General features: G+C 41.5%; 26 protein-coding genes and 1 tRNA gene. 4 read left to right on the top strand and 23 right to left on the bottom strand.

Translation table 11 applies throughout. From position 1 onward, the window contains the following. Nucleotides 1-9: 9 nt before the first annotated feature. Both BK120_RS33685 and BK120_RS33680 read right to left on the bottom strand, forming a co-directional pair. Nucleotides 10-85 (bottom strand) — tRNA-Asn (locus BK120_RS33685). Between the two features lie 27 nt (nucleotides 86-112). Beyond that, nucleotides 113-592: a SprT family protein gene (locus BK120_RS33680; protein ID WP_076271832.1), complete on the bottom strand. Its 480-nt coding sequence runs from the start codon at nucleotides 590-592 to the stop codon at nucleotides 113-115. A gap of 131 nt (nucleotides 593-723) precedes the next feature. Between BK120_RS33680 and BK120_RS33675 the strand changes: the two genes are divergently transcribed. Both BK120_RS33675 and cmpA read left to right on the top strand, forming a co-directional pair. Next, nucleotides 724-1,086 carry a hydrolase/acyltransferase gene (locus tag BK120_RS33675; RefSeq protein ID WP_076271831.1) on the top strand — a complete coding sequence of 121 codons (363 nt, stop codon included), beginning with the start codon at nucleotides 724-726 and terminating at the stop codon, nucleotides 1,084-1,086. 80 nt (nucleotides 1,087-1,166) lie between these two features. Continuing rightward, a complete protein-coding gene (gene cmpA, locus BK120_RS35080) occupies nucleotides 1,167-1,319 on the top strand; it encodes a cortex morphogenetic protein CmpA (RefSeq protein ID WP_144376923.1) in 153 nt (50 codons plus the stop codon). A 185-nt stretch (nucleotides 1,320-1,504) separates the two neighbouring features. On the opposite strand, the gene BK120_RS33670 is transcribed toward cmpA, so the two are convergent. The 6 genes from BK120_RS33670 to uptA all read right to left on the bottom strand — a co-directional run bounded on the left by BK120_RS33670 (nucleotide 1,505) and on the right by uptA (nucleotide 7,099). Further along, on the bottom strand, nucleotides 1,505-2,176 hold the full coding sequence (locus BK120_RS33670; protein ID WP_076271830.1) for a nitroreductase family protein: 672 nt from the start codon (nucleotides 2,174-2,176) through the stop codon (nucleotides 1,505-1,507). Nucleotides 2,177-2,355: 179 nt separating this feature from the next. After that, nucleotides 2,356-2,802, bottom strand: coding sequence for an RrF2 family transcriptional regulator (locus tag BK120_RS33665; RefSeq protein WP_076271829.1), 447 nt, complete (start codon nucleotides 2,800-2,802; stop codon nucleotides 2,356-2,358). Between the two features lie 103 nt (nucleotides 2,803-2,905). Continuing rightward, on the bottom strand, nucleotides 2,906-5,164 hold the full coding sequence (locus BK120_RS33660; protein ID WP_076271828.1) for a Tex family protein: 2,259 nt from the start codon (nucleotides 5,162-5,164) through the stop codon (nucleotides 2,906-2,908). Nucleotides 5,165-5,187: 23 nt separating this feature from the next. Next, entirely contained in the window at nucleotides 5,188-5,841 is a 654-nt protein-coding gene (locus tag BK120_RS33655) for an MBL fold metallo-hydrolase (protein ID WP_076271835.1), read from the bottom strand. Nucleotides 5,842-5,859: 18 nt separating this feature from the next. After that, nucleotides 5,860-6,426, bottom strand: coding sequence for a thioredoxin family protein (locus BK120_RS33650; RefSeq protein ID WP_076271827.1), 567 nt, complete (start codon nucleotides 6,424-6,426; stop codon nucleotides 5,860-5,862). Between the two features lie 64 nt (nucleotides 6,427-6,490). After that, the gene (gene uptA / locus BK120_RS33645; protein WP_076271826.1) at nucleotides 6,491-7,099 is read right to left on the bottom strand and encodes an undecaprenyl phosphate transporter UptA; all 609 of its coding nucleotides are present in this window, start codon (nucleotides 7,097-7,099) and stop codon (nucleotides 6,491-6,493) included. 167 nt (nucleotides 7,100-7,266) lie between these two features. Here uptA and BK120_RS33640 point away from each other — a divergent pair, with 167 nt between their 5' ends. Continuing rightward, nucleotides 7,267-7,713 (top strand): cupredoxin domain-containing protein, encoded by a 447-nt coding sequence (locus tag BK120_RS33640; protein WP_076271825.1) that lies wholly within the window; start codon nucleotides 7,267-7,269, stop codon nucleotides 7,711-7,713. A 75-nt stretch (nucleotides 7,714-7,788) separates the two neighbouring features. Next, nucleotides 7,789-8,100 (top strand): dehydrogenase, encoded by a 312-nt coding sequence (locus tag BK120_RS33635; RefSeq protein WP_076271824.1) that lies wholly within the window; start codon nucleotides 7,789-7,791, stop codon nucleotides 8,098-8,100. A 95-nt stretch (nucleotides 8,101-8,195) separates the two neighbouring features. Here BK120_RS33635 and BK120_RS33630 read toward each other — a convergent pair whose 3' ends face one another. The 15 genes from BK120_RS33630 to BK120_RS35660 all read right to left on the bottom strand — a co-directional run. Further along, nucleotides 8,196-8,378 carry an H-type small acid-soluble spore protein gene (locus BK120_RS33630; protein ID WP_076271823.1) on the bottom strand — a complete coding sequence of 61 codons (183 nt, stop codon included), beginning with the start codon at nucleotides 8,376-8,378 and terminating at the stop codon, nucleotides 8,196-8,198. Between the two features lie 40 nt (nucleotides 8,379-8,418). Further along, complete coding sequence (locus tag BK120_RS33625) at nucleotides 8,419-8,601, bottom strand: hypothetical protein (protein WP_076271822.1); 183 nt, start codon at nucleotides 8,599-8,601, stop codon at nucleotides 8,419-8,421. Nucleotides 8,602-8,731: 130 nt separating this feature from the next. Continuing rightward, nucleotides 8,732-10,156, bottom strand: a complete 1,425-nt coding sequence (gene cls, locus BK120_RS33620; RefSeq protein WP_076271821.1) for a cardiolipin synthase — start codon at nucleotides 10,154-10,156, stop codon at nucleotides 8,732-8,734. 189 nt (nucleotides 10,157-10,345) lie between these two features. Further along, entirely contained in the window at nucleotides 10,346-11,317 is a 972-nt protein-coding gene (locus BK120_RS33615) for a glycosyltransferase family 2 protein (RefSeq protein ID WP_076271820.1), read from the bottom strand. Next, the gene (locus BK120_RS33610; protein ID WP_076271819.1) at nucleotides 11,307-12,713 is read right to left on the bottom strand and encodes an undecaprenyl-phosphate glucose phosphotransferase; all 1,407 of its coding nucleotides are present in this window, start codon (nucleotides 12,711-12,713) and stop codon (nucleotides 11,307-11,309) included. The genes BK120_RS33615 and BK120_RS33610 overlap by 11 nt, the downstream gene beginning before the upstream one ends. A 100-nt stretch (nucleotides 12,714-12,813) precedes the next feature. Continuing rightward, nucleotides 12,814-13,752: a glycosyltransferase family 2 protein gene (locus BK120_RS33605; protein WP_076271834.1), complete on the bottom strand. Its 939-nt coding sequence runs from the start codon at nucleotides 13,750-13,752 to the stop codon at nucleotides 12,814-12,816. 8 nt (nucleotides 13,753-13,760) lie between these two features. After that, nucleotides 13,761-14,609 (bottom strand): dTDP-4-dehydrorhamnose reductase, encoded by an 849-nt coding sequence (gene rfbD, locus BK120_RS33600; protein ID WP_076271818.1) that lies wholly within the window; start codon nucleotides 14,607-14,609, stop codon nucleotides 13,761-13,763. Between the two features lies 1 nt (nucleotide 14,610). Next, nucleotides 14,611-15,633 (bottom strand): dTDP-glucose 4,6-dehydratase, encoded by a 1,023-nt coding sequence (gene rfbB / locus BK120_RS33595; protein ID WP_076271817.1) that lies wholly within the window; start codon nucleotides 15,631-15,633, stop codon nucleotides 14,611-14,613. 9 nt (nucleotides 15,634-15,642) lie between these two features. After that, complete coding sequence (gene rfbC, locus BK120_RS33590) at nucleotides 15,643-16,200, bottom strand: dTDP-4-dehydrorhamnose 3,5-epimerase (protein WP_076271816.1); 558 nt, start codon at nucleotides 16,198-16,200, stop codon at nucleotides 15,643-15,645. Between the two features lie 146 nt (nucleotides 16,201-16,346). Then, nucleotides 16,347-16,898, bottom strand: coding sequence for a dTDP-4-dehydrorhamnose 3,5-epimerase (gene rfbC / locus BK120_RS33585; RefSeq protein WP_076271815.1), 552 nt, complete (start codon nucleotides 16,896-16,898; stop codon nucleotides 16,347-16,349). Between the two features lie 60 nt (nucleotides 16,899-16,958). Next, nucleotides 16,959-17,333 carry a GtrA family protein gene (locus BK120_RS33580; protein ID WP_256711108.1) on the bottom strand — a complete coding sequence of 125 codons (375 nt, stop codon included), beginning with the start codon at nucleotides 17,331-17,333 and terminating at the stop codon, nucleotides 16,959-16,961. 24 nt (nucleotides 17,334-17,357) lie between these two features. Further along, nucleotides 17,358-17,912, bottom strand: coding sequence for an acyltransferase (locus BK120_RS33575; RefSeq protein WP_076271814.1), 555 nt, complete (start codon nucleotides 17,910-17,912; stop codon nucleotides 17,358-17,360). Next, a complete protein-coding gene (locus tag BK120_RS33570; RefSeq protein ID WP_076271813.1) occupies nucleotides 17,913-18,854 on the bottom strand; it encodes a glycosyltransferase family 2 protein in 942 nt (313 codons plus the stop codon). Further along, nucleotides 18,832-19,935, bottom strand: coding sequence for a DegT/DnrJ/EryC1/StrS family aminotransferase (locus BK120_RS33565; protein WP_076271812.1), 1,104 nt, complete (start codon nucleotides 19,933-19,935; stop codon nucleotides 18,832-18,834). Before BK120_RS33565 ends, BK120_RS33570 begins: the two co-directional genes overlap by 23 nt. A gap of 45 nt (nucleotides 19,936-19,980) precedes the next feature. Further along, the coding region (locus tag BK120_RS35660; RefSeq protein WP_179089954.1) for a hypothetical protein at nucleotides 19,981-21,006 on the bottom strand (1,026 nt) is incomplete at its 5' end.

Genomic DNA, 21,006 nt, shown 5'->3' with positions numbered 1-21,006 from the left:
CTCCAAATCTGGCTCCCCGAACAGGACTCGAACCTGTGACAACTCGATTAACAGTCGAGTGCTCTACCAACTGAGCTATCAGGGAAAAGTAAAAGTGACAAGTAATAATATATCATGTACTACTTTGATTGTCAATCACTTTTAACACTAATTTTCCGCGACATTTTCCACAAGCGTATTTAGCCGGATCAATCTTCCTTTTGCGCAGATACTCCATCCCGCATTTGGTACAAATAAGCTTGTACCGAAATGGCTGCTGCTTACGCTGCGCGCGTTCAGGCAAGGACTGACAATAGCGTGAGCCGCCTACCTGAGCCAGCAGCTGTTTGAATTCAATATCACGATGCTGGTATCCCCGCTTCAATATATGCAAGTGATAATGGCAAAGCTCATGCTTAATAATTTTCTCAGTTTCTTCATGCCCGAAAGCCGAAAGCTGATGAGGACTGATCTCAATATTATGGGACCTTGTAAAGTAGCGTCCTCCTGTTGCTTTAAGTCGGCTGTTGAATGTAGCTTGATGTAAAAACGGACGATTAAAAAAGGTTATTGAAATATGCTCAACCCATTGCTGAAGCGCCTCATTATTCATTCATTATTCTCCCCCAACTACTTGAATTTTAAAGCTGGCATAGGCTACACTGTCAAGTAGGAATTATTAAATGTGCAGAAAATTTACAGTATATGTACGGTAACAAACTAAAGGGGAGATCAATAATTATTATGGCAACTATGCGCTACGTCCTATTGAAACAAAATGACATCATCTTTTTCGTGGAAATGCCTGAATCGCACGCTTATCAGCTAAGCGCGCTTAACCTCCGGCTTCATAAAGAAATTGACAAACTAACGGCAGAGCATGTTCCAGTATTGCCTTATGCTGTAGCAGAGTGCAACGATGTTGAGCTTCATGATACTTCCATTAAAATCATCTCAGGCCTGGATTACATTAACAGCCTTGAGAAGGATTTTGCCGGCGTACAAGAGAAGTCCTATCCGCTTATTTCGCTTCTAACAGAAATTCGCGCCCTGCAAGCTCAGCTTGAACAGTGGTACGAAGAGTATGAAGAAGAACAGAGTATATAGGTAGGACCTGCACGGACACACGCCCTTCCCCATATTGTAGTATTACAACAAGTTAGGCCTGGGGAAGGAGTACGATAGGTATGCCACAGTGGCTGTGCAATCAAATGATGCGTGCATTTCAAAAAAAAGACCGCAGACAAATTAAGCTGCTTAATGACTGCTGGTATTTTTACCGCAACAAACAAGGTTCAAAGGAAGATGGCACCGGAACCGAATTCACCGAATTTCAGTAATGAATCACTGCCCAACCACATAACCGTATACGGCTGCTGCCATACTTTTAAGGGATTAGCTCGTTTAAACGGTGAATTAATGCAGAATGTAAAGGCGAACTCCTAATTACTTATCGTTAGAATAACAAAAGCGACCCCCATTATCTGAGGGTCGCTTTTTTTGTTATTGTTTGGTTATCGATAAATTAAAATTTATTAAAAAATGTAACATCATCAACCGATAGACGAGTCGTTTCACGGCCTTCTACTGCTGCTTTGCCGATTGGAAGCATCAATGTCGGCAAATAACGATCCGAAATATTAAACAGTTCCATCACTTGATCACGGTTATATCCGCCCATAGGAACGGAATCATACCCTTTAGCACGAGCTGTCAGCATAAGCTGCATCGCCACTAGGCCTGTGTCAAATACAACGATTTCTTTCAAGCGCTCTGCTGGCAAAGCTGAGTACATTTTCGTAGAATTCGCAATAAAGTTGTTGCCCACTTCTTCAGTCATGAAACCTGCTTCAATCGCAGATCCATAAATTTTTTCGGACAACGTGTACATTTCCAAATCAGCTAGAACAATAACAATGGCTGATGCAGCAGCAACCTGCTTTTGGTTAAATGCGATTGGAAGCAGCTTTTGCTTCAATTCAGGATCAGTTACAACGAGAAAACGCCAAGGCTGCATATTCGATGAAGATGGCGCTTTGATCGCAGTTGCAAGAATGTCTCTGATTTCTTCCTCAGAAATTACTGCACTGCTGTCGTATTCACGTACAGAACGACGGCTATTTAAAACATCAAAGAAAGTTGCATTCAATTGTTCATTCGTTTGAGTTTCTTGTGAATTGCTTTGAGTTGTTGTCATATGGTTCCCTCCAAAGGAAAATTATTTATCTGTGCAAGATTCTACTCAGTTAATCTCGCGAATATACTGTGCTTCGTACGTCACAGTTAATGAAAGATAAACTGTAACATTTATATACACAGTATAGGTCGTGTCGATACTTTTGTCAATCGACTAACTTTAGTAAATTTAATTACTTTTTAAGAAGAATTAGGCAATGTTTTTTGAGCAAGCTGCGCAATTGTAGACTGCTGCAGTGTTTCGATCGTATTTTGTTCAATCTCATTTGCAATATCCATGAATGCTGATTTCATATTCAATCCAGCATCATGCAGGCTGATTGTATCCAGCATGCCGTTGCAGAGAGGTTCTCCTACTTTGAGAGCAATGTACACCTCAGCGAGCGATATCGCCTCTGGAGGGCGTTTCAGCCTATAACCTCCATCACGGCCTTCTCTTGTTTCAATCAACTGCCCAGCAGCCAGCTTAGCCAGCACTTTCCGCAATTGTGTTGCTTCCGAGTTCAAGCAGCCTGCAATAGCCGCACTTGGATAACATTCTGATTTGTGCGATAAAATAACGAGTGCCTGCAAAGCGAGTCCAAACCATTTTGAATGGGTCGATCCGCTTGCCTTTTCTGTCTTCATAGTCATCTCACTCCTTTTGTAGGGTAGTAGGCGATGCCCATGCACTTGTTAAATTATAAAGGGCTTGCCTCCTAACAGGCAAGCCCTTTATATATGGAAACCGTTAGTTAGGCTTGCGCATCGTCAAGCTTACTCGGCCTTTTTTCGAATCGACACTAAGCACCCATACCGTCACCGTATCACCGACAGATACAACATCCATCGGACGTTTAACGAATTTATCGCTAAGCTGTGAAATATGAACGAGTCCATCATTTTTGATGCCGATATCGACAAAAGCACCAAAATCGATGACATTCCGCACCGTCCCGTGAAGCTCCATTCCTGGAGCCAGATCCTCGATATTCAGTACATCAGTATGGAAAATCGGAGGAGGAAGCTCTTCACGCGGGTCGCGACCCGGACGAAGCAAGCTATCCATGATGTCCCGCAAAGTTGGTACGCCCACGCCAAGCGTTGGTGCGATACGATCTGCGTCTAGCTCCGCAAGCTTCGTTCTTAGCTCTTCTGAGCCTAACTGCTTAAGGCTAAGGCCCATCTCACTAAACAGCTTGTCTACAACATCATAAGACTCCGGATGAATCGGCGTGCTGTCTAGAGGATTGACTGGTTCAGCAATTCTCAAGAAACCAATACATTGCTCATAAGATTTTGCGCCAAGACGCGGTACCTTCTGCAGCTGGTTTCGTTTAATGAAGCGTCCGTTTTCATCACGGTATTTCACGATATTTTTAGCGATCGTAGCATTAATGCCTGCCACGTAGGACAACAAAGATGCTGATGCTGTGTTCACATCGACGCCAACATGGTTAACTGCCGATTCAACTACACCGCCAAGCGTCTCATCAAGGCGCTTCTGACTAACATCATGCTGATATTGTCCAACTCCGATTGCTTTAGGCTCGATTTTGACGAGCTCTGCAAGCGGGTCTTGCAATCTGCGGGCAATCGACACTGCGCTGCGCTCTGCGACGTCTAGCGCCGGAAACTCCTCCTGAGCGAGCTTAGAGGCCGAATAAACGCTTGCGCCTGCTTCGTTGACAATTATGTACTTAAGCTCAGCGCCACCCGCTCCGGCCGCTTTGCGCTTGCCTATTAAGTCAGCAATAAATTGCTCCGTCTCACGTGAGGCTGTTCCATTGCCTATGACGATCAATTCTACTTTGTATTTATCAATTAAACCATTGATAAGCTTCTCAGCTTCAGCCACTTTGTTGTTCGGAGGAGTTGGATAGGATACCGCGACCTCCAGCAGCTTGCCAATATCATCAATAACTGCTAGTTTGCACCCGGTACGGAAAGCCGGATCAACTCCAAGCACGATATTGCCGCGAACGGGCGGCTGAAGCAGCAGATTGCGCAAGTTTTCAGAGAAAATGGAGATGGCATGCTCCTCTGCCTTTTCTGTCAGCTCGCCACGAACCTCACGCTCAATGGATGGCGAGATAAGACGCTTATACGAGTCTTCAATAACCGATATAAGCACATCGCGTACAGATTGCGCAGTCCCGTTTCTAAGCAGCTTTCTCTGGATATGCTCATGAATGCGTTCCGTAGGAACATCAAAGGCAACACGCAGCACATCCTCGCGTTCAGCACGATTAATCGCAAGAACACGATGTGGAGGAAGTTTTCGAACCGGCTCCTGATAGCTGTAATACATTTCGTATACCGTTTCCTCAGCAGCATTTTTTGCTTCTGTCTTGATTAGCGCTTGATCAAATGTAAATTTGCGAACCCAAGCGCGAATAGATGCATCATCGGCAATATTTTCGGCAATGATGTCCGAAGCTCCATTTAAAGCATCCTGAGCGGTCGGTACACCTTTTTCCTCGTTCACATAACGAGCAGCTTCAACAAGCGGGTCTCCGCTGCGCGGCTGTGACCACAGCCATTCTGACAGTGGCTCCAGTCCTCTTTCCTTCGCGACGCTCGCACGAGTCTTACGCTTTTGCCGATATGGCCGGTATAGATCTTCTATCTCTTGCAGCTTAACCGATTGGGTAATCGAAGTACGCAGCTCTTCAGTCAGCTTGCCTTGCTCATCAATTAGACGAATAACCTCACGCTTGCGCTCTTCCAGGTTCCGCATATATTGCAGCTTCTCTTCGATTGCTCTTAGATCATTCTCATCCAGCTCACCCGTCATCTCTTTGCGATAACGCGCGATAAATGGAATGGTGTTGCCCTCATCGAGCAAGCCTACTGCAGATTTCACTTTTGTTACCGGGATCGATAACTGTGCAGCTATTCCAGTAATAATTCGCTGACTTTCGGCAGCTTTCTGTTCCACTGTCAATTTCGATTTTCCCGCATTTTCTTCTACATCATCTGTAAAATGCTGTACCTTTGTATCCGCCAAACGTCATGCCCCTTCCTCATGCTTCATGCACCCGTATATGGGTTGTTCGCCATTTCAAAACCAATCGTCGTACGTCCGCCATGTCCTGGATATACAATGACTTCTGGGTTTAGTTTGTACAGCTTCAAGCGAATGGAGTCATATAAATCACGTTCACGTCCGCCTGGCAGGTCCGTTCGGCCAACTGACATTTTGAATAGCACATCGCCTGAGAACAGATGGTTGCCGTGCAGGAAGCTTACGCTGCCGGGAGAATGCCCCGGTGTATGCATGACTCGGAAAGATAATCCAAGCAGCGATAAGGTTTGACCTTCCGCGAGCGCATATTCAGCGGGGTCCGTTGAGAGCGGAGGCGTTACATCCTGCCATCTCATTGAACCATTTTTACGCGGATCCGTTAGCCAGTCTGCCTCCAAGTCATGGATGTACACAGGACAGTCAGCGAGCTTTCGCACTTCATCCACGCCGCCCATATGATCGAAATGAGCGTGAGTCAATAAAATTGCCTCCACCTTCACACCTTTAAGGCGCTCGATCAGCTTGCGCGGATTCATTCCTGGATCAATCACGATGCCGCGTTCCTGCCCCTCTTCACCACTTGCCGTTGCAGGCTCCTTCACCGTAATGAGATAAGCATTCGTTTGCAGGGGACCTAATGTAAAAGTTTCAATCTTCATATTCTCACTCATATTCGTTTAAAATGACTCCAACAAATTGCGGAGCTCTTTCACAATAACGGATTGATATGCAGTTCCTTCTCCATAACGACGGCCAATTTCCTGTCTTGTAATCGCCAGCTTCTCTTGATAGTCGGCTGCTTCACGGTCTGGATTTTCTTTTTTGAACGCGAGCATTGCTTCCTGAACATGAGTAGGACGCGGTCCCCACTTGCCTAGCACTGCTCCGCCTGTATCCGCAACAATAACGACAGGAACAGAACGGCCGCCAAGTGTCAAAAATTGATCCATCGTGTCGAGATGCTCTTCCATAATGAGCACGTCAATCGGAACGCCGCTGTTCTCTAGCGCTTTGAATACAACAGGAATGTTGCGTACAACATCTCCACACCAATCAGCCATCAGGATCAATACACGAAGATCATCACGATTGTTAAGCGATTCAAAATATTCCTTGTCGCTTTCGTCAGTCCAAACGAACTTTTCCGACCAATCCAAAAACTGCTCTTTATTTTTGGTCATGCCGTCAATAAATTGTTGCGGGCTAATCCCTTTGCCCAGTTTATCTGCAATGCTTTTGCTCATATGAATCCCTCTTTCGTCTATTTAATGGATGCTCATCAGAAAAAATGCAAGGTTGACTGTTCTATTATACCGATTTGCGGCGTGAGCGTACAAATTTGAAAAGGACATAAATAATAAGCAGTGCAATTGCGATAAGAATAGCAGGCTGTACATAAGGCGCAGCTTTCTCATCGATTTTATCCCAGTTCTCGCCAAGCGATTTGCCCAGATAAATAAACAATATAGACCACGGCAGAGATGCAAGTGCAGTCAGCAATGTAAATAATCCAAAATTCATCCTTGCCATACCGGCTGGAATGGAAATAACCTGTCTCATTACCGGGACAAAACGTGCAGTGAACACGATGCCTACGCCATACTTGTTAAACCAATTTTCAGAAATATCTACATGTTTTTGTTTGATCTTTATATATTTACCGTATTTCTCGACGATTGGCCGTCCGCCATATCTGCCAATCCAATATAAAATCCAGTTTTGCCCAATTGCACCTAAAGTACCGAACAACACTGCCCCCCAGAAGGAAATATCCCCTTTGTATACGAGATAACCTCCAAAGCCGAGCACAATTTCACTTGGTATAACTTCAATTAATAGTCCGATCAAAATACCAAAGTACCCTAGACTCTCTACCCATTGCAATACATTGTCCAATACTTCATGAATAAAATCCATTCCTGATCTCAATCCGCCTTCCTGCATAAAATATGGCTTTCGCTTGCTTTTACTGCGCTGAAGCTATTCTAACATACGATACAGACAACCTTCCACTTTTGTCATGTGCTGACAAGCCCCTGCATAGACTAGCCTTAAATGATACGAATGGATGAGGTGAGCGTTTCATGTCAAAGGTCTTTATTGTAAGTAAACGACAAATTCAACTGTTTATTGTAGTTGCAGTCCTTATCGTATTCACCGGCGTTTACTTAAGCTGGGACGGTTCAAAAGAGGTAGATGGACAACCGTCAGAGCCGCGAATTTTCCAGATTGTTACGGTTGAATACAAGTCACAAACCGCTGACGGCAAAGAGCATGAAATGTATCGCTGGGATCCGGGTCAAATTGTTGTCCAAAAGGATGAACTAACTGAGCTGCATATTAGTGGTGTAAGTGGGGCAAGCCATCCCTTTGTCATTGAAGGGCTTGGCATTAAGGGAGAAGTACTAAAAGGCAAAACGACGGTTGTACGATTCACTGCCAAAAAAGAGGGTACTTATCCTATTTTATGCTTGACCCATACTGATATGCGCCACGGCGGACCAATGGTTGGTTATATCACAGTAGATTAGCAGGCAAACGGCTGTAACGAGTGACCTCCTTCTCCCCGGGCGCATACATATGGGGTAGAGAGGAGTCGGTCTATAATGAAAGCTAACGCGCCAAAACATACAGCCGGCTTACCGACTGCGCGTAAAATTCGCAGAGCCTGCAGCAACGAGCTATACCGCACCGTGAAGCGCATGAAAGTTTGGGTATCCAAAGAGAAAATCGAGCAAGCTGAAAAACTTTATTTTAAAAAGGTTATTGTCAACCTGATCTGGGTTCACGAAAATAAAGACAATCGGAAGGTCCAATGCGACTGGTGGGAAGAGAATGTCAGCGCTGAAATTGCCGAGTTATGGGAAGTCGATCGAAACCAGCTTTGTATCGCGTTTAGAGAAGCTTTTGGCGGTTAAGATGGTTATTGGGTAAACAAAAAAAGAGGCTTTCCCATTTATTATTGGGATTGCCTCTTTTTCTGTACAGTTGCTTGTTGCTTAGCTTGTAACGATTAACTTTCTTCCTTCAATCGGTCACAGGATACCGTTTTTGTGTTCACAGGATTGTTGCCGACCATAACGGTCGCCATCCCATTCGCCTCGTCGACATTTTCAATCCAGACCAAATCCTCATCCAGATTAACTTTAACTGTCTGTTCAGATTCGTATATTTGCTTCGCGCGTGCTACGTCCATACTGTCTCCCCTCCTTTTTTATAAATTCATCGAACTATTGCTATCTGGATTCACGTTCCATCGTATCTGTTGTTGATTCGTCAATAAGGCCGTTTTGCAGCGTTACATTGCCGCCGCCCAATCCTTCATTTACCATCCTGTCGATATCCATAAAATAATCCTCTCGACCCTCATGCTTCGGATCTGCCGCCTCTTGTTTTTGCTCGTCGTTAGTATCTGTCATAGTTACACCCTCCCATTTGTTTTGGCGAATACGTATACCGTGTAGGCCCGATTTCGCATTCGCGGCGGTAATAACATGGTTTATCCACCTTCGAAAAATATGCCCGAAAACGCAGTCAAGCATGCATCGTTCACAGCAGCGGCGATAACATGCGCAGTAATGCTTCTGCTGCCTTTTGTCGATTCGGTCGATTCATAAAGGTCTTTTTGTCCAATTCTCGGCTATGCTTCATATCCTCCATAAAATCCGTTTCCAGCTTCTTAATCGTCCCTTCGTCAAAAAGCACTGCGTTCAGCTCAAAATTACTTAGCAAGCTGCGCATATCAACATTTGCTGTTCCAACAGTGGCCAGCATATGATCTACAATCATCACCTTCGAGTGAATAAATCCTTTCTCATAACGATAAACCTTCACTCCCGCATCCAGCATCTCTTGCATATAGGATAGTGTGGCAAGCAGCACGAGCTTGGAGTCTGCAATGCCCGGTATAATCAACCTCACATCTACCCCGCTGAGTGCTGCCGTTCTGAGTCCCATAAGCAGGCTGGAATCAGGTATAAAATAAGGCGTCGTTATATATATCCTCGTCAAAGCCGCTGTTATCGCAGCAAACATGACCTCGTCAATCTTATGAGCATGCTGTCCCGGTTTACTTGAGACCATCAGCACCCTTTCATTTCCTAGGCAATGATGCGGTGTCATATACGCTTTACCATCCAGCTCTTCTTTTGCCGCGAAGGCCCAGTCGTTCATGAACAGCTCCTGCAGGTAATATACGGAGTCCCCTTTCAGACGCAAATGAGTATCCCTCCAGAAGCCCAGCTTCGGGTCCTTTCCTAAGTATTCATCACCGATATTGATACCACCGATAAAACCTACGGTCCCATCTATTACAACGATTTTGCGATGATTGCGATAATTTAATTTTCTGTCAAAAAAGGCGATGCGCGGCGGTAAAAAGCAGCTTGTCCGAACTCCTGCAAGGTGAAGCTCTTCGATATACTTATCACTTAAATGCAGGCTTCCTATCCCATCATATACGACTCGGACCTGGACTCCTTCTCTCGCCTTACTCGTTAACACCTGCAAAAAACGTTGGCCAATTTCATCATCTCTAATCGTGTAATAATCCATATGTATATGATGGGTCGCTTGCCTCAGCTCTCTCAATATCTCCTCGTATGTGTCATCACCGTTATTCAGTACGATTGCTTCATTATTACGGGTAATCGGAAACGGAGCTAAGCCAGTAAGCATGGCAAACAGCTTCTTTTGTGTCTCAACCTGCTCATTTCCCATATCCGCTGCCTGTGTAACCTGCTGGGATAATTGATTCGCATAGCGTATAGTCTCCTGCTTAAATCGTTCCAAACGCCTGCGTCTGACAAAGTCTTTCCCAAGCATGATATAGGCTATAAAGCCTATGAACGGGAACATAAATGTAATGAGAAGCCATGCAGTCAACTGTGCTTGACGACGATGCTCCATCACAAATACCGCAGCGAGCTGAATAATATATACGATTAATATTGCCGACAGCCAAATGAACCCCATAGTTAAAATAACACCTCGTTTTCTCCTTACCGTACATAGTCTTACAAGTCCCTCTAGTTTGAACGCATGCTTACATACCTATTCTTATAAAATCTTATAACATGAAAAAAAGCTCGTCCGATTATTATTAATCGGACGAGCTTTAGAACTTGAAATATTGCAGATTAATGACTAAATCTTGTGAGTGGATTATTGCTTCAATGTCACGCCGGCATTATTATTTTCGATATGAGTAAGGATAAGGCGATGCATGCTAAGCCTTCTTGTTATAAACTGCGGCAGTAAACGGTAATTCATGCCTAGCTTATAGCCAATCAGCTTTGCTGCTGATTCAGCGATCAGCTTTGGAATCAGATGCCATTTGCGGGTTCGATTGAGCTCATTCAGCTGCAGCTTAACGAGCTTTGAGCCTGCCTTGCCAACCGCGCTGTAAGGCGTGATCCATGTATTGCATCGCATAGATATTCCATTATCGAAGTAACGCTTGAATTGCTGCTTTATCGAATAGTCATGCGAATGAAAAACAAGAGCCTCTGCGCAGTAAGCAACCTTATAGCCAGTCAAAATGCATTTGGCAGCCATAAACAAGTCCTCATTAAAGATGACTGGCTCCTGAAACCGTCCCATCGTCTCAAACGTCTCACGCCAAATCGCTGAGCATACGTTGGAGCAAAAAAATGTTTTTATCCCAAGCTGCTCAATATCCTCATAAGCTTTCAATTGCGACTGTGCCGGATAGTTATGTTCCCTTGCCAGTCTTTCCAGCACATTAGCTTCTGGTCTCGGCAGCTGCCTTGCATAGGCATACGCCACATTATTTCCAGATAAAAGTGGGCGAGTCAGCTCTTCAATAAGCTTATCGTTGCAAGGGAGTGCATCCTGCGTCATAAATAGCAAAATATCGCCGCGCGCTTGCATCGCTGCAACGTTGCGCGTACCACCGTGATCGAAGTCACGACGTTCAACGCGCATCACTTGGGCGCCAGCCTTGAGCGCTCGCTCCTGCGTTCCGTCGTCCGAGCAGGAATCCATAATGATGATTTCATATGGTGGAAGCGACTGATGCTTCAATCGCTCTAATAGCTCTCCCAGCTCTGGCCCTGCATTCAATGTAGGAATAATAATCGATACTCGGCATGCTGAATTGCTGTTAGTAAGCATTTTTGTTAATCAAGCCCTTCAGTACCGTTTTGAAAATAATTTTGATATCAAAGAAAAAAGTCCAGTTTTCAATATAAAAAATATCAAACATAATACGGTCTTGTATGGAAGTGTCGCCTCTTAAGCCATTGGTTTGTGCCCAGCCTGTTATCCCAGGTCTAATCTGATGCTTAACCATATATTTTGGAATTTCCTCTTTGAACTGATTCACGAAATAGGGACGTTCTGGCCGCGGGCCAACCACGCTCATATGGCCGAGCAGAACATTAAAAAACTGCGGCAGCTCATCCAGACTCGTGCGACGAAGGAAGCTGCCAAACTTGGTGCGCCTTGGATCGTTCTCTACCGTCCACTGTGTATCTGATACTTTATCCGTTGATACACGCATCGAGCGGAATTTAAACATATGGAACGTTTTGCGATCGAGTCCCATCCGCTCCTGCTTAAACAATACCGGTCCAGGCGATGTCAGCTTAAGCCCTATGATAGCGAACAACATGATTGGAGACGTTATAAGAATTGCAACTAATGAGAAGGCGATATCAAACCAGCGCTTTAATATTCGATTGCTCAGCTCATCGAGTGGAATATCCCTTACATTAATAAGTGGGATGCCTGCAAAATTATCAAAAAATGGCCGAGCCGGCAGCAAATCAAAGAAGTCAGGAATAATTAGCGTCTTCACGCCCGTTCGTTCACACATTTCAATAATTTCCGCATACTTTGCATGCGCTTCAAGCGGCAGTGCAATGATGACTTCATCAATAGGCATCATATCCAGCTTTTGCTTCAGAGCATCTAGCCTACCGATAATCGGCTTCATATACTGATGCTCAGGCGCATGCTCATCTTGATAATCATCCAAAAAGCCGACTACCTCATAACCAAGATCCGGGTGCTGCTGCAGATTCGTATAGAAACTGCGTCCCACGGAACCAGCCCCAACGATAAGTACAAAACGTTTATTAAAGCCTTTACGACGAAATGAAGCGAGGATCGATTTGACCCAATATCGGTATGACGCAATGGCGATAAAATTCATGAAAAAGAAAATGGCTAGAAATTCACGAGAGATATGTACTTCACGGGTAAAGAAGAACAAGCTAAGTAAACCTAAAAAGCTGATTGTTTGAATCTGTAAAATACGAAGCACTTCGTAGGAATAATTTTTGCGTCGTTTGGGCGAATAAAACTGGAAGTAAAAACCGATCAGCACTGCTGAAAAGGAATAAATCGTTCCCCATAGTAAATAAGTAGAGAACGCTACCGAGTTAAAGCTTGGCAGCAGACCGCTATAAAATTTAAGCCAATACGCGGCCATAAAGACGACCAATGTGCAGGATAAATCCGCCAGCATATATAATTGCGTCAAAAACCGTTGGTTTTGCCTTAGCATTCGCCGTGTTCACCCGCATTCTCTCAAATTTCGACTCTATTTGCATTGTACCAAAAATAGGATAGGAGGAGAACCCCATATTTTCCCATTTAAAATTAATTTAATGTTTAGTATGTCGTTTATGAACTGCCTTTTCCTGAATCCATTTACGTTTTTGAAGCATGCTCGGAAGCGATTTGAAAATAGTTGACCAACAGCGTAACAATCCTGGCTCACGTAAAATAATATAACCAAGCTTCACCGCTTCCGTTGCTAGGATCAACGGCCCTATTAATAGAGAGTGCCAACCGATAGGTTCATTTTTTATAAGGGTGAAAAAACGGTTCTGATAGGAATGCTGACGTACAAACAGCGGAACGCTGCTCCTGCTTCCCTTTTTCCAGCCTCGATGGTGTACTGCGTTTGCTTCAGGTATGTAATATGAGGTCCAGCCAAGCTTCTGTGCTCGCCATGCTACATCTACGTCTTCCTTATAGGCAAAAAAGCGTTCATCAAAAAATTCGCCATCATAATCGACATCACGAATCATAGCCTTTCGATATACCGCTGCTGCACCAGATACGCCAAATACGGCTCTTGTTCTACTCCAGTCCGCTGCTTGGTCGCCTGCGGCTAGATCATATGCATTTCGAGTTCGTTTCATTCCAAGTCCTGCGCTATCCATTACTTCTATATTAGACGCAAAAACAAGCCGTCCGGTTGCACTTCCAACCTCCGGCTTTTGTTCCATAAAACCAATAATTTCTTGTAAATAATTCGGGTCTAGCGTAACATCCGGATTCAACACAAGAACATAATCGGTGGATGTTTCACGTATAGCCTGGTTTTGGCCGCCGGCAAACCCATTATTGGTCGTGTTCGCTATGAAATGGACATGCTCTGCAAAAGGTTTCACTTGATCAGCCGTTCCATCAGTTGACGCATTGTCGATGACGACAATGCGTTCAACAGGGAAGCTTTGTTTTAAAACAGCTTGCAAACAGCTCTGAATGTCTTTTGCACTGTTATAAGTTACTATACAAACGCTTACTGTTGGCATTACATATATCACTCACTGTCTATGAGATAGTGGTTAAGCGCTTCTCTCCACGGCCGCAGCATGTTAAGTCCATTACTGCGGATAGCAGTATGATCCATAACTGAATATGCAGGTCTTGGAGCTGGCCTTGGGAAGTCAGCTGTCGTACAAGGCTCAACAAGAATAGTGGTGCCGCTGTCTTCAAAAATGGCATTTGCGAATTCAAACCAAGAGCAGACTCCGCTATTGGATGCATGGTAAATACCATAATAATCAGTTTGCACTAGCTCTAGCAAGAAAGCTGCAAGATCATAGGTGTAGGTAGGTGATCCAATTTGATCTGCAACTACTTTAAGCTGATCTCGCTCTCCAGCCATTTTCAGCATCGTCTTCACAAAGTTATTTCCGTACTTCCCGTATACCCATGATGTTCGAACGATATAGAAGCGATCATGTAGTGTCTGAACGGCTTGTTCGCCAGCATATTTTGACTTTCCATACACCGTTTGAGGATTAATCTGGTCATATTCATTGTAAGGGACTGTGCTGCTTCCATCAAAAACATAATCGGTGCTAATATAACAAAGCTTTGCACCAATCTCGCGAGCAGCTATAGCAACATTGCGTGTTGCAGCTGCATTCACACGAAAAGCCTCGTCCGGCTCGGACTCGGCTTTATCTACAGCAGTATAAGCAGCACAGTGTATGACCACATCAGGACGATGCAGTGCAAATAAATTTCGGCAGGCTGGGAGACTCGTAATATCAAGCTCGCTACGGCTTAATCCAATAATTTCAGCCGTATCCGTCGTCCACTGTGACAATTCTCGGCCAAGCTGCCCATTCGCGCCAGTAACTACGATCTTTAAAGTAGACATTTTATTCTTTCGCCTCCAGGCGATCCTTGTACTGGGTATCATAATATTGTTGATAGGAGCCGGAAGCAACTTGCTCCATCCACTCTGTATTGCTAAGGTACCAACGAATCGTTTCCTTGATTCCGTCCTCATAGTTAAATTTCGGTTGCCAGCCTAATTCATTTCGGATTTTGTCAGCATCAATTGCATATCTGCGATCATGACCAAGACGGTCCTTCACGTAGGAGATCAGCGACTCCGGCTTGCCAAGCTCTTCAAGGATCGTTCGAACAACCTGCAGATTGTTCCGCTCGTTACGTCCACCAACGTTGTAAACTTCACCATTAACGCCTTTATGCAGTACTAGATCTATTGCGCTGCAGTGATCCTCTACATAAAGCCAATCACGGACATTGAGGCCATCCCCGTATACAGGAAGCGGCTTATCTTGAAGCGCATTCTGAATCATCAATGGAATAAGCTTCTCGGGGAACTGATATGGACCATAATTATTAGAGCAGCGTGTTATGTTAACGTTTAGCCCAAATGTCTCATGATAAGCTCTGACAAGCAGATCCGCCCCAGCTTTGCTCGCCGAATATGGACTGTTTGGCGCAATCGGCGTATCTTCCGTGAAAAGTCCCGTCTCACCCAAAGTTCCGTACACTTCATCCGTAGAAACTTGAACGAATTTAGTTACATTATATTGCTTCGTAAGATCAAGAAGCGTCTGAGTACCAAGAATGTTTGTCTGTACAAAAATCTCCGGATGCAAAATACTGCGATCCACATGAGATTCTGCTGCAAAGTTAATAACAGCGTCGATGCCTTGTTGGAATAAAGGCTCCAATTCGCTGCGCTTCGCAATATCTGCTTTCACAAATGAGTAGTTAGAATTCTGCTCAATCGTGCGCAGGTTTTCAAGGTTGCCTGCGTATGTTAGCGCATCAACATTAATGATTTCATAATTTGGATAGTTCTTAATCATATACAATACAAAATTGCTGCCTATAAAGCCGGCACCGCCGGTAACTAGTAATTTCACGAGTCTAACTCACCCTTCATATACAAAGTTGATTTCCGCATCGGCAAGCACCGGATGCTTGCCATCCTTATCCGATAAAATCGGAGTAGATGTCGGCCAGTCGATTGCGAGTAGCGGATCGTTCCAGGCGATGCCACGGTCGTGTTCGGGGGAGTAGAGGGCATCTACCTTATACTGAACCTCACTATTTGGAACGAGCGTACAAAAGCCATGTGCAAAGCCCTGCGGTACAAGTAACTGACGTTTATTGGCTGCACTAAGAATAAAACCTTGCCATTGTCCAAATGTTGGTGAGCCTTCTCGTATATCAACAACAACATCATAGATTGCACCTGCAGTTACTCGAACTAGCTTCGTCTGAGCTTTCGGTGACAGTTGATAGTGCATCCCACGAAGTACACCAGCTTCTACTGATAGGGAATGGTTGTCTTGAATAAATTGAACATTGATCCCCAAGCAAGCTAGTTCATTCAAATTAAAGCTCTCAGTAAAGAAACCGCGTGAGTCTGTAAATACTTTAGGTTCAATTAGCTTTATTTCAGAGAAATATACATCTATTATCTTCATCGACATCCACCGCCATTTATGCGCTGAACTCACCGATTTCAAAACTAATTCTTACAAGACATTTGATTCGGCTGTTATACAATCATATTCCTAGGCCGAAAAAATTAAACCTTTGTTCTAACAGAACGATTTTATTACACAAAAATTTAACAAAGTGAATTAATATCAATTTCTTTTAGTAAAGGTAAAGCTTCATCTTTCTTTGAGAGAATGGGTTCTAGTGTGGGCCACTCTATACCAATCTCTGGATCATTCCATCTAATTCCTCGATCATTCTCAGGAGAATAATACTCGTCTACTTTATAATGTACTTGTGTTTTAACTTTTAGTGTACAGAAACCATGAGCAAACCCTGAAGGCACTAAAATTTGACGTTTGTTCTCAGAGCTCAAAACCTCACCCACCCACTGACCAAAAGTTGGTGAATTTCTCCTAATATCAACAACTACATCAAAAATTTCTCCTTCAATTACACTGATTAATTTAGTCTGAGCCTTTGGGTTCATTTGATAATGCATCCCACGAATAGTACCTTTTCTATCTGAAGAAGAAAAATTATCTTGTACATATGAATAATCCAATCCAAATTTTTCAAATGAATTCTTGTTATAAATTTCCATAAAGAAACCTCTTGAATCTACATGAACTACAGGTTCAATTAAATATACTCCTGATAGTTTTGTCTTCATAATGTTCATTTATTGGTTCTCCATTTCTCCTGTTCAACTAAAAGGATTTATGATGACTGAGAACATTACTTATTCTTTTTTACTTTTGAGAACATATTTTGAAAGTACAAATGTGATTGGAAATGTTACAGCAATCGAGATTATCAATGCTATTTTTTCATTAATAAGCAATTTATTCACAACAACAAACATCAAAAGTAAATTTAATAAGTATTGCACTAGGTAAACTACAGGAAATTTTAAAAAATTTGATAAAGATACAGACTGTTTGAAAACAAATATAGTATTAAAAAAATATGAAATAATAATTCCTGCTACATATGAAATTGTGTACGCAAGTGAATATGGAAAATGATCTAATAAAAATAAGTACAATATATAAGTAATTATCGTATTTAATAGACCTACTAAACCAAACTTAAACAATTCAATAGTTTTCTTCATCCACATAACCTTTATTAAATCCATCTATATAGTTTCCAATACTTGTTTATCAATTATTTCATATTCTTTCAAGCACACATCGCAGTTATTGTTGTTATTCAATTTTTGACCACAAGTACAAACATACCCTTTCATTCTAGCAGGATTTCCATACCATATTGTATGATCTGGAATTGATTTAGTAACTACAGAGCCTGCTCCAACCATAGCATATCTACCAATACTATTACCTGCAATGATAGTTGAGTTAGCTCCAATTGAAGCAAACTCATTAATTATTGTCTTTGCAAATTCAACAGGATATTGTTTAGAGCGAGGGTTCAAATCATTTGTAAAAGTAACGTTTGGACCTATAAAAACATTATCACTTATTCTTACTCCGTCCCATATGTACACACCTGATTTAACGGTCACATTATCGCCCAAAACAACATCATTTTCTATAAAAGTATGATCATTGATGTTGCAGTTTTTTCCGATTTGAGCACCACTAAGAATATGAGTAAAAGCCCAAATTCTTGTATCATCACCAATTTTATCAGTTTCAACCAATGCTTTCTCGTGCTTAAAGTAGCTCATCTAATCATCCTCACTGTAAGCTTGATCTATAATAAACGCAGGTCTCTTCCGACTCTCATCAAGTATTCTCCAAAGATATTCTCCAATTATGCCTAGCATCACCATTATTAAACCAAGTAAAAATGTAATTATAGCAATAATTGAAGCCCAGCCTTGAAGTGGTATAGAACCAAACAAAGCATTATAGATAACAAATAAGCCATATAAAAAACTAAGCATTGCAGTAAAAATTCCTACTACAGACATAACTCTTATTGGAGCATACGAAAAGCTTACAAAGGAATCAACGAACAATTTAATTTTCTTACTTAATGTCCATTTTGACTTACCATGTGATCTCTCTTGTCTCACATAAGATATTGTATCTTGGGAGTATCCAAGCCAATAGATTAGACTCATTATATTAGTATTCTTTTCACCAATTTTATTAATTTCGGTTACTACTTGCTTATCAAGTAAAACAAAATCAAACCCACCGTTTGGGTACCCTTTTAGAGCGAAACGTCTCATTAAAAAATAATATGAATTTGAAAATAATTTTTGTGAAAATGCTTCGTCTCTTCCTGATCTAGTGGCAAGTATGACTTTATTACCTTTTTCCCAACTATCTATCATCTTTTCAAACAGTTCGGGAGGATCTTGTAAATCCGCCGAAATAATGCCTACACAGTCACCTGTTGCATAATGAAGTCCAGCTTGAATTGCGGCCATCGACCCGAAATTTTTACTTAATTTCACTACTTTAACTCTCAAATCCTTTTTTCTTTCTAGCAATAACAATTCTAGAGATTTATCTTTGGAACCATCATCTACAAATACAAATTCCAACTCATAATTAGGCACCAAATCTTGCAGCTTCTTTAACCTTGGAATTGTATGAGGAATATTCAATTCATTATAATATATAGGAATGACAATACTAAAACGCTTTTTTATACTCATTTAAAGCCTCCACTACTTTTGCCGCATCCTCTAGCGTCATTACTGGACTTATTGGTAAACTCAAAACTTCATTATGAATTTTCTCTGAAATCGGAAATTCCTCTTCATTCCATTCCTTGTACGCTTTTTGTTTATGCGGAGGAATTGGGTAATGTATTAAAGCCTGAATCCCCTGGCTTGTAAGATACGTTTGTAAACCTTCTCTGTCATCTGTTCTAATTACATATAAATGCCAAACGTGAGATACATCATCCTCTTGTTCAACTAATGGTAGGGTAATCAAGGGATTAACAATGTTTTGAGAATAATATTTAGCAATATTTCTTCGAGCTTGATTGTCTTCATCCAAATATTTAAGCTTTACTTTTAAGACTGCAGCATGCAGTTCGTCTAATCTGCTATTTACACCTTTGTACAAGTTTTCATATTTCCGATGTGAGCCATAGTTTCGTACCGCTTTCAGTTGCTGATAAATTTCTTCATCATTTACAGTAATTGCTCCTCCATCACCTAGTGCTCCTAAATTTTTACCAGGATAGAAACTAAACGCAGCAGCATCTCCTAAATTCCCTACCCTTTTTTCATCGTATATTGCACCATGAGCTTGGGCACAATCTTCAAACACTCTTAAACCATACTTCTTGGCTAACTCATTAATAGGATTCATATCGCATGCCTGACCATATAAATGAACAACCATAATTGCTTTCGTTCGTGGCGTAATTTTTTCCTCAATAGCTTTAGGATCGATATTAAAACTTAAAAGATTAGGTTCAACTAATATCGGAGTCGCACCATTTGCTGAAATCGCCAATATCGTTGCAATGTAAGTATTTGATGGAACGATTATTTCATCGCCTTCTCCAATTCCATATGCTCTTATAATAAGTGATAAAGCATCTAAACCGTTTGCTACACCTATACAGTATTTCACTCCACAATAATCTGCAAATTGTTTTTCAAATTCTTCAACTTGCTTTCCAAGTATATACCAGCCTGAGTGTAAAAAATTAGTTATGCTTTGTGTAATTTCTTTTTCATGTCTCATGTTAATTTCTTTTAGATCAAGAAATGGAATCATATTCTTCTCCTTTTATAAATCCAGAAATGTGTATCAGTATATTTATTAAAACCAAAATATCCTATTTGTTTGCAAATCAATATAATAACTAATGAAAAATGAAGTAACAATCGTAACTAACAAAGATAAAAATATAAACAACATTGTTTTTTTACTACTAAAAGATTCTAGTAAATACTTAACGCCAAAACCTGAAAAGAATAAGAGAATTAAGTAAATAGGATATCCAAATCTTGATTCTATCGCAGTAGTAGCTATAAACAAGGTATATCCTAGCGCTGAAATAATTAAAGAAATAGTGATAAATGAAAATTGTTTTCGCAACTTCATCCATAGTATACCTAAACCTATTAAAAACCATTGTATATATAAGAAAATTGAAGGTAAAATACGTGATGGCACCGATAAATTTCTAATGTAAGTATCCACATATCCCCAATCAAGCACACCAAATATATGTGATGAAAAAATTAAAAGAAATACAATAAAATTGCTACTAAAAAGCTTCATCAAACTAATATTACTCTCTATTGCCCAAGGAGTTAAATATCTTAAACTAGGGTCCTCCCCAGCTATTACCACTGTAGCATATTTTAAGTGCTGAGTAGCCCATATTGATTGCAATTTAAATAAATTCACATGTACAAACGGAGTGAAATGATTGAATTTTGTTATATTCATATACAATTGGGGGAAAAAAATAATTAGAAATAATAAGCCTACTACTGTAAATTTTATTGGTTTAAAGTCTTTTAATTTTATTAGCCTATATAATGCTATAAAAAAGAATAATATCATAAATATCGCACTAGAGGGTCTTATGAGTACTGCACAATATAAAAGACTGGCGACTACAGCACTGTTAAATAATTTATTCAAATCTGATGTCAATAGATACAATAAAGATATTACTAACAAACAAGATGCTAATAAATCAGTTAAAAAGAGAGTTGTTGACTGTATCAGATAGGGATTTAACATACCCAAAACAAAGATGAATAAACAAACTATTTTACTATTGTGATACTTATACCCTTTATCTGCAATTAATAAAATTGTATATATATATAC

Source organism: Paenibacillus sp. FSL A5-0031 (assembly GCF_001956295.1).
In the GTDB taxonomy this organism is placed as follows: Bacteria; Bacillota; Bacilli; order Paenibacillales; family Paenibacillaceae; genus Pristimantibacillus.
This window is presented reverse-complemented; position numbering and strand designations above follow the sequence as displayed.